Source organism: Flavobacterium sp. CF136 (genome assembly GCF_000282055.1).
Lineage (GTDB): Bacteria > Bacteroidota > Bacteroidia > Flavobacteriales > Flavobacteriaceae > Flavobacterium.
This window is the reverse complement of record NZ_AKJZ01000058.1, coordinates 68,792-77,719: the sequence shown is the minus strand read 5'-3', so window position 1 is coordinate 77,719 and position 8,928 is coordinate 68,792. Positions and strand designations below refer to the sequence as shown.

The 8,928-nt window shown below is 31.2% G+C and carries 10 protein-coding genes; 6 read left to right on the top strand and 4 right to left on the bottom strand.

Annotated features, from left to right (window positions below; genetic code table 11):
• Positions 1 to 119 precede the first annotated feature (119 nt).
• The gene (locus PMI10_RS16790) at positions 120 to 1,061 is read right to left on the bottom strand and encodes a LysR substrate-binding domain-containing protein (RefSeq protein WP_007810212.1); all 942 of its coding nucleotides are present in this window, start codon (positions 1,059 to 1,061) and stop codon (positions 120 to 122) included.
• A 109-nt stretch (positions 1,062 to 1,170) separates the two neighbouring features.
• Here PMI10_RS16790 and PMI10_RS16785 point away from each other — a divergent pair, with 109 nt between their 5' ends.
• The 4 genes from PMI10_RS16785 to can all read left to right on the top strand — a co-directional run bounded on the left by PMI10_RS16785 (position 1,171) and on the right by can (position 4,551).
• On the top strand, positions 1,171 to 1,650 hold the full coding sequence (locus PMI10_RS16785) for a Dps family protein (RefSeq protein ID WP_007810211.1): 480 nt from the start codon (positions 1,171 to 1,173) through the stop codon (positions 1,648 to 1,650).
• 134 nt (positions 1,651 to 1,784) lie between these two features.
• Positions 1,785 to 2,069, top strand: a complete 285-nt coding sequence (locus tag PMI10_RS16780; RefSeq protein ID WP_007810210.1) for a hypothetical protein — start codon at positions 1,785 to 1,787, stop codon at positions 2,067 to 2,069.
• 74 nt (positions 2,070 to 2,143) lie between these two features.
• The gene (locus PMI10_RS16775; RefSeq protein WP_007810209.1) at positions 2,144 to 3,796 is read left to right on the top strand and encodes a SulP family inorganic anion transporter; all 1,653 of its coding nucleotides are present in this window, start codon (positions 2,144 to 2,146) and stop codon (positions 3,794 to 3,796) included.
• Between the two features lie 119 nt (positions 3,797 to 3,915).
• Positions 3,916 to 4,551 (top strand): carbonate dehydratase, encoded by a 636-nt coding sequence (can, locus tag PMI10_RS16770; protein WP_007810208.1) that lies wholly within the window; start codon positions 3,916 to 3,918, stop codon positions 4,549 to 4,551.
• A gap of 29 nt (positions 4,552 to 4,580) precedes the next feature.
• Here the strand turns inward: can and PMI10_RS16765 are convergent, their stop codons facing one another.
• Complete coding sequence (locus PMI10_RS16765; protein ID WP_007810206.1) at positions 4,581 to 5,783, bottom strand: LETM1-related biofilm-associated protein; 1,203 nt, start codon at positions 5,781 to 5,783, stop codon at positions 4,581 to 4,583.
• 105 nt (positions 5,784 to 5,888) lie between these two features.
• Positions 5,889 to 6,416: a superoxide dismutase family protein gene (locus PMI10_RS16760; RefSeq protein ID WP_007810204.1), complete on the bottom strand. Its 528-nt coding sequence runs from the start codon at positions 6,414 to 6,416 to the stop codon at positions 5,889 to 5,891.
• Between the two features lie 212 nt (positions 6,417 to 6,628).
• Here PMI10_RS16760 and PMI10_RS16755 point away from each other — a divergent pair, with 212 nt between their 5' ends.
• Complete coding sequence (locus PMI10_RS16755) at positions 6,629 to 7,063, top strand: META domain-containing protein (protein WP_007810202.1); 435 nt, start codon at positions 6,629 to 6,631, stop codon at positions 7,061 to 7,063.
• Between the two features lie 35 nt (positions 7,064 to 7,098).
• Positions 7,099 to 7,620 carry a DUF4251 domain-containing protein gene (locus PMI10_RS16750; protein WP_007810199.1) on the top strand — a complete coding sequence of 174 codons (522 nt, stop codon included), beginning with the start codon at positions 7,099 to 7,101 and terminating at the stop codon, positions 7,618 to 7,620.
• Positions 7,621 to 7,693: 73 nt separating this feature from the next.
• Here PMI10_RS16750 and PMI10_RS16745 read toward each other — a convergent pair whose 3' ends face one another.
• The gene (locus PMI10_RS16745; protein WP_007810197.1) at positions 7,694 to 8,788 is read right to left on the bottom strand and encodes a glycoside hydrolase family 18 protein; all 1,095 of its coding nucleotides are present in this window, start codon (positions 8,786 to 8,788) and stop codon (positions 7,694 to 7,696) included.
• Between the last annotated feature and the right edge of the window lie 140 nt (positions 8,789 to 8,928).

Below are 8,928 nucleotides of genomic sequence, written 5' to 3'. Positions count from 1 at the left end.
TGCAAAAAGAAATGCATTTCTTTCACATAGATATTATGTGCGCTTAAATAAGTGAAACGCCTATTTTGACTTTACAAAATCTATGTTTCTATCTGTTAAATAATTAGTACAACAGGTATTTATTTCTTTTGTAACGGACTGATTATTTGAACATTTTGAAAAACAATCGCTCCTTTTACAACTCCGGCAATTGTGCTTCTCAAAGCATCAATAATTTGCATTTTCAGCTCGCTTTTTGGGTAAATTAAACTGACCTCACGTGCTGGTTTTGGTTCTTTAAAATTACGCAATTTCAGTTTGTCGGATTCTTTTAAATCTAAAGTATGCAAGTAAGGAAGTAAAGTTGTGCCAAGACCTTCATCTGCCAGTTTTATTAGTGTTTCAAAACTTCCGCTTTGAATCTGGAAATTATTTTGTTCAATGTCAGTACCGTTTTTGCATAAATTTAAAATCCCGTCTCTAAAACAGTGTCCATCCTGCAAAAGCAAAATTTCATTAATATTCAAATCTGAAACTTCTATTTCATCTTTTTGAAAACTGGAATGGTGTTCAGGAATATAAGCTACAAAAGGTTCAAAATACAATACGATTTCTTTAATTTTTTCATCTTCAAGCGGTGTTGCGGCAATGGCAGCATCCAAATGGCCGTTTTTTAGTTTTGTAATAATCTCATCAGTATTTAGCTCTTCTATTAAAAGCTTTACTTTCGGATATTTCTTTATGAAATTATTCAGAAACATTGGTAAAAGAGTAGGCATGATGGTTGGAATTATCCCTAAACGAAACTCTCCGCCAATAAAGCCTTTTTGCTGTTCAACAATGTCTTTTATTCTATCAGCTTCATTTACAATATTTTTTGCCTGATTTACAATCTTCTGTCCTATATCGGTAAGCTGAATGGGTTTTTTGCTTCTGTCGAAAATTAAAATATTGAGTTCTTCTTCAATTTTCTGGATTTGCATGCTTAAGGTTGGCTGCGTAACAAAACATTTCTCAGCAGCAAGTGTAAAATTTTTATGTTCGGCTACTGCTAAAACATATTGTAATTGAGTAATAGTCATTTTGATAGTATTTTGTGATGTAAAAATAAGAAAATATAATTTTTTTTTATAATTATTTTTATAAAGTTATTTTAAATTTGTAAAAATCATACTATAAAACAGTTATAAAATGAAAACAAATATATTAGGATTACCCGTTAAAGAATCAGAATTATTAGCAAAAGAATTGAATGTTTTATTAGCTAATTTTCAAGTTTACTATCAGAATTTAAGAGGAATTCATTGGAATATTCGTGGAAAACGTTTTTTTGATTTACATGTTAAATTTGAAGAGTTATATACAGATTCACAATTAAAAATTGATATGATTGCAGAAAGGGTTTTGACTATCGGAGGAACTCCTCTGCATACTTTTGAGGATTATATTAAAAACAATAAACTTACAGTTGGAAAAAACATTTCAAATGATGAAAAAGCTGTTCAGTTAATTGTGCATTCATTGTCTGATTTATTAAAAATCGAAAGAGAAATCCTAAACAAATCAGGTGAAATTAACGATGAAGGAACCAATTCAATGATGAGCGACTTCATTGCTGAGCAGGAAAAAACCATTTGGATGATGAATGCCTGGTTAGAAGAGGAGTTGTAAGTGTTTGTAATTCAAAAAACTATAAACGGAATATTCAAAAACATCATTCTGTCTTTTTTTATCAATGTTAAATTTATATAAAATTTTTAGTTTTTTTGCTTTGATTTTACCCGTTAACTATTATTTTTGCCGACATGAAATTAATCGCTCGCATATTATTATTCATATTTATTGCTTTTTTATCAACACCAACAGTGGTGACGTTGATTAAAAAAAGCAGTGATACGTCTATGTTTTTCAGTTTTTCTGAAGAAGAGCATTCGCACAAAGAACTTAAAGCAGCAGTTTATCCGGCAATATTTCAACATGAAGTAGTTGTACCGGTTTATATTGAGAAAAAAACTATAGTATCTGAAAATATAGTAAAATTAGATAATATTTCCCCGAGCATATTTGCTCCCCCTCCCAACTTGGCATAATACTTCCGATTATTTGAACAAAACTGTATTTATCGTAAATGCAGTAGATTTTTAATGTATCAATTATTTGTATTATGACAAAAAAAATTAATCTTTTTGCCAATCTTAAGTCTGACTTTGCTTCAGGTTTAGTGGTTTTTTTGGTGGCTCTTCCGTTGTGTTTAGGTATTGCAATGGCTTCTGGAGCACCTTTGTTTTCTGGAATTATTGCGGGTGTTATTGGTGGTATTGTGGTAGGTTATTTAAGCCAGTCACACATTAGTGTTTCGGGACCGGCTGCTGGATTAACAGCAATTATTTTAACAGCAATTACTGATTTTGGCGCTTTCGATGTGTTTTTACTGTCTGTTTTTATTGCTGGACTGATTCAGTTAGCATTAGGATTTTTAAAAGCGGGAAGTATTTCAAATTATTTTCCAACAAATGTTATCGAAGGAATGTTAGCAGGTATCGGAATTATAATCATTCTGAAACAATTACCGCATGCTTTTGGTTATGATGCAGATTTTGAAGGAGATCAGGCATTTATTCAACATGATGGCAGTAATTCATTTTCATTTTTATTTGATGTAGTTAATCACATTCAATTAGGAGCAGTAGTAATTTCTTTAGTTTCTTTAGTGATATTGATTTCATGGGATAAAGTTCCTTTTTTAAAGAAATTAAAATTAGTTCCGGGAGCACTTATTGCTGTTATAGCTGGTGTAGTTTTAAATGAAATTTTTATTTCTTCAGGAAGTTCATTGGCAATTGCAAAAGAGCATTTGGTTTCTTTGCCGGTTCCGCAATCTTTCGATGAATTTAAATCGATTTTGATTATGCCGGATTTTACTGCAGTGACTAATCCGCAGGTTTGGGTTGTTGGAGTTACGATAGCTATTGTTGCTTCTATCGAAACATTGTTGTGTATTGAAGCTGCTGACAGAATGGATGTTCAAAAGCGTTATACCAATACCAATGTTGAGTTAAGAGCTCAGGGAATTGGTAATATTTTAAGTTCACTTTTAGGTGGCTTACCAATGACATCTGTTGTCGTTAGATCTTCTGCAAATAATAATGCCGGTGCAAAATCTAAAATGTCTACCATTATTCATGGCGTACTTTTGCTAATAAGTGTATTGGCAATTCCGGCAGTATTAAATAAAATTCCACTGGCAACATTAGCTACTGTTTTAATTTTAGTTGGATACAAATTGGCCAAACCAGCTACGGTTATACATTTTTGGAAAAAAGATAAAATTTATCAATTCATTCCATTTATCGCAACTTTAGTGTTTGTAGTGGCTACAGACTTGCTTAAAGGCGTAGGTTTAGGAATAATTATCAGTATTATTTTTGTTTTGAGAGGAAACTTAAAAAGAGCTTACAGCTTTAAAAGAGAAGAATACGAAGATGGAGATGTTATTCATATCGATTTGGCACAAGAAGTTTCATTCTTAAATAAAGCTGCCATCAAATTAACATTGAGTGAAATCCCGGAAAATTCTAAAGTGATTATCAATGCTCATGATACAGAGTATATTGCTCATGATGTTTTGGATTTAATCAGGGAATTTAAAGAAACCCGTGCAATAGATGAAAACATCAAAGTAAAATTGAAAGGTTTCAAAAAAGCATATCAACTGGAAAATACTCCGGAGATAAACAACCATGTTTCGATCGAACATTATTATGATGTTGCTAAAAGAGTTTTAGTGAAGAAAGAAACGTCAAAAGAAGAATTTTAAACAAATTAAATAAATTATGGTATTTCTGATGTGTTTGAAGTACTAAAAAAGAGATAACTTTACATCTCAGTTTTTAATATTTTAATACAATTGAATACCATTCAAAAACGATAAAAAAAATGAAAGATTTTTATAAGCAAATATTAGATAATAATAAAGAATGGGTTGAAAAATCATTAGCACTTGATCCAAATTATTTTGCAGATTTAGCCAAAGGCCAGACTCCTCCATTATTATGGATAGGCTGTTCAGATAGTCGTGTTCCTGCAAACGAAATTATTGGAGCGAAACCGGGAGAGGTTTTTGTACATCGTAACATCGCTAACATGGTAATTCACTCAGATATGAATATGTTAAGTGTTTTAGACTATGCCGTAAATGTGCTGAAAGTAAAACATGTAATTGTATGCGGACATTACGGTTGCGGAGGTGTAAAAGCAGCTATGGGTAATCAGTCTATTGGAATTATTGATAACTGGATTCGTCACATCAAAGATGTATATCGTTTACATGACCGCTATTTAAATTCAATTGAAGATGAAACAGAGCGTTTTAATACTTTTGTTGAAATAAATGCTAAAGAACAAGTTTTTGATTTAGCAAAAACTTCAATCGTACAAGGTGCATGGAAAAATGGTCAGGATCTGACACTTCACGGTTGGGTGTACGGTTTAAACTCAGGTTTTGTTACCGATTTGAATGTTAATATTAGTTCAAATGATGAATTAGATGAAGTTTATCAGTTGAAATTATAAATAAAAATCGCCTTAAAGGGCGATTTTTTTTATTCGTTTTCATCCAGGTTTTCATTAAAGGCAGAAGGCAAAAGAGTAGGAATGAATTTGATTAAAATCGGTAATAATAAACTTCCGCCCGGGAGTAAAAATATTGTTAGTGATGGAATTGTTTTACAAATGTCTAAAAGTTGTTTTTTTACTTTTTTCTTTTCTTTTGGATCCAGATCCCGTGTTGTAGAATATGCTAACAGGACCATTAACTCTTTACTTTGGACAATTTCCTTAACCAGCCTGTTTTTGTTTCTTACGATTAATTTTACGACAGTATGTGTCATCTGATCGTAAAAATGTTTTACAGGATTAGAATAATTAAAGTATGGGATTTTCTTTTTATGGGTAGTGATAAAGGTGTTGGTTGTAGCGATGCTTTTAGTTATAAAATCATCAGAAACGCCCATCATTGATCCTAATGAGTATAAAAAATAAGCTTCTTCATTTTCTACAACACCATCACTCCATAAAGCCATTCCGGCCATATCAATCAAATAATACAATTCCAGCTTGTTACTGAAATAATCCAGTTGTAAAGTCTCCAAAGTCTCTACGGTAACTTTTGAAAATTTTGAATATCGGATAGAAGCTTCAAAAAGTTTAATTAATAAATCGTCATGCTGTGATTTTATCGTTTTAGTTTTTAAAGCCAAACCTACAATTCCAAGTACAGTTTCTTCAATTCGTTTTAAATACTTTTCAGGAATTTCGCCATGAGCGAGATATTGTCTGAAAGCCAAAACATCGATAAATAATAATGCATTGGTAACCAAATGCGAAAAGTTTTTACTTATAATACTGTCATTGGTCTGGACTCTTTGATCGATAATGTTTTCTAAAGCCAGGGAAGGAGTATCTTTTGGAAGTAAAATTTTAAACAAATTAAACCCTTCAGGATTCATTTGTTTATAGAATTTTAAAACTTCGGTTATAAAATTATTGGGTTCAGAACTTCTTTTCTCTAAGCAAAAAACACCATATAAAGTATTTAATAAAGCAATTTTAGAAATTTCGGTTTTAAACCAGCCTTTTATCGGAACAGGAATTTGAGAATCAATAGATATGATATGACCATAAATAAAGCCGGTTTCTCTAACTTTATAATAAAATGAATCTATAGTTTCAAAAGGAATAGCTTCTGAAAACTTTTGTTCGCTAAAAAATTTATCTATCCAACCTGGAGCCGAAGGGTTAATCATTAACTTAAGTTTGAGGTTGCAAAGCTATATTTTTTTTCTCGTGTTTAAATTGATTTTAAATAAAATAACCACCAAATTTGTGAAAAATGGCGGTTAATGTGTTTTTTACTTTATGATTCCTGAACAGGCAACTCTGGCTCCTGCATTCCCGGAAGGTTGTGAGGTGAAATCATCCGTTCCCTGATGTACGATTAAACCTTTTCCTAAGATATTTTTAGTTTCATCTTCACAGCCAATGCACCATTCATCAGTTGTCATTGTGATAGTTCCGTTGCCTTTATCATCTGCAGTAAAATTACCAATGTCACCTTTATGATATTCGCCAACTCCCCATTTTCCATGTTTTTTAAAAGTAGGGTTCCAGTGTCCTCCGGCAGAACTTCCATCTGCGGCAGTACAATCTGATTTTTCATGGATATGAATAGCATGAACTCCCGGTTGTAAACCTGCCATTTTTGCAACAAAAGTAACTTTGCCATTTTTCTCGGTAAAGGTTGCTGTTCCACTTACTGTACTATTACTTTTTGGCTCTAAAATAATAGTTAAAGTTTTTGCATCACTTGATTTTGTATTGGTTTTACAGCCAATGATTAAGACTGTAATTATAGCGAAAGAGATAATTAATTTTTTCATTTTCAAGGCTTTTAAATTAAATAATAAGTAAAATTAGCATAAAATGTCTGAACTATTTGTTTATAAAAGTTAAAAAAACCTCAAATCGAGTGCTGATAATTTAAGATTAGTTTTAAAGATAAACCTAAAATATTGCTTAAATTCGTATAGGTTTGAACGAAAAATTTCAGAAAATAATTTTTGTAATTAGTTAATTTTTAAAACTTAACGTTATGATTAAAAATATTTTAGCATTAGTTTTTTTAGGAGTTGTATTAATTTCATGCAATGTTTTTAAATGTAAAAAAGGAGATTCGGTTTCTAAACTTGAAGGCAGCTGGGAACTCAATTATATTACCGGACCAAGAATAGCTTTTGATGGTTTGTATCCGGATAAAAAACCAACTATAAATTTTGATACTAAAGAAAAAAGGGTTTCGGGTAATAACAGCTGTAATTCTTATACCGGGAAACTTGTTTTAACAGACAATAAAATTGATTTTACACAACCAATGGCAGCCACCAAAATGATGTGTATGGATGGGCAGGGTGAACAGGTTTTTATGAATACCCTGCAAAAAATAACTTCATATAATATTACTGATGACGGTAAGACCTTAAATTTCATGTCTGGAGATATCGCTATGATGCGATTTACCAAAAAATAGAAATTATTTTTTAACTCTATTAAAATATATTTTTTATGAAAACGAAATTGTCAATTTTATTAGTGTTGTTTTCTTTTTTAAGTATTGTGTGTTTCGCACAGGAAAAAACTAAAAAAGAATTAAAAGCAGAAAGAGAACTTGAAAAACAAAAGGAAATCAAAGCTTTGATTGATTCTAAAAATTTTCTATTTGAAGCTCAAAAAGTCATACCGCAAGGAGGAAGATTTATTATTTTGGATTATAATACCTATTTTTTAAAATTCAATACAGAAAAGACAACTTGTGATCTGCCATTTTTTGGACGTGCCTACAATATAAGTTATGGAGGAGATGGCGGAATAAAGTTTGAGGGAACACCAGAGAAGATTCAGATTGAAAAGACGAAGAGAAATTATATAATCAGGGCTACAGTAAAAGGTAAAAATGATGTTTATGATCTTATGTTTACTGTTTTTTTAAATGGCGGAGCATCACTTTCTATTACGAGTAACAATAGAGCATTCATTTCTTACGATGGTATAATTATAGCCCCTAAATCAGAAGAAAATAAAAAATAAGAATTCTATTTTGATGTAAACAAAAAACGGCAACATTTATAAAATTGATGCCGTTTTTTGTTTTTAAAGAAATTTACTTAGCCGTTTTAACTTCGTAGATTGTATTTACCATTCCGTTATGAGGAGTGTCTAAAGTAAGTTCCCAAAACATAATACCGCCTAATTTTTTAGCTTTTACATATTCTGTTTTAGCTTTTATGGAAGTTAAATCATCACCGGTAGCAAATGTTTTTTCTTTCTCATTGTACCAGTAAGCAGCTTTTGCTTTTTCATCCCAAAAATATTTCCATCCATTAGCTTCAGTATAAGTTGTGGAGAAATTTTTGAAAGAAACTCCTTCAATATGTTCTCCGGTCTGATACAATCCGTTATTTACATTTTCTACATTTTTCCATGTTCTGGTGTAGAAAGCACCGCCGATAACTAATTTTTCAGAAGGAATTCCTAATTTTAATAAATAAGTAACTGCTCTGTCTGTTGATTCTTCATTTTTATTTGTGCTGTATAATGGTGTATGATGACCGGTAACTTTAGAATATCCATTTACTAAATCATAACTCATAATGTTGACACGATTTACCAAAGGCATTACTTTTTTCCATTCTACAGATTCATCCAGATATTTCTGAAACCCACCTGCTGCAAAACTTAATTCGTAGTTTTTCCCCAAAGTATTACGCAAAATTTTGATCAATTCAGTAAAATTTGTTCTATCAGATGCCTGGTATAAATGGCCGGGAAGGCCTTCGATTGCAGGATACTCCCAATCGAGATCTAAGCCATCTACTTTAAAATCATCACTGAGTTTTTTTACAGATTTTGCAAAAGTCAATCTTCCTTCAGCTGTTGAAAAAGCAGTGGAACAAGGTTCGCAGCCACCCCAGCCGCCAAGAGATAAAATGATTTTAAGTTGCGGATTTGTTGCTTTTAAAGAGACTAAGTGTTTGATTGTAGTAGAATCTTTTGGAGAATCAACGCTTAGTTTGCCATCTTTTAAATGACAGAAACTAAAAATAATTTGATTTAGTTTATTTACTTCGTACTCATTGATTAGTTTATCATCGCCTGTATAATACGCAATGATATCCATTTTTTTATTTTTTTGTGCGAAGATGTTTGTAGTAAAAGTCCACAATAATAAAAAGGTAATTAGGTGAATTTGTTTCATTTTTAAGCAATTAGTTTTTGAAATGCTAAATATAAAATATTAGAATTGAAATTTCACTATAGAATGTGTAACGTAAACGTAATTTTAATAAAGATTTGTGAAATGGAGGTTGAAACATATTGGAACGTTATTTAAACCAT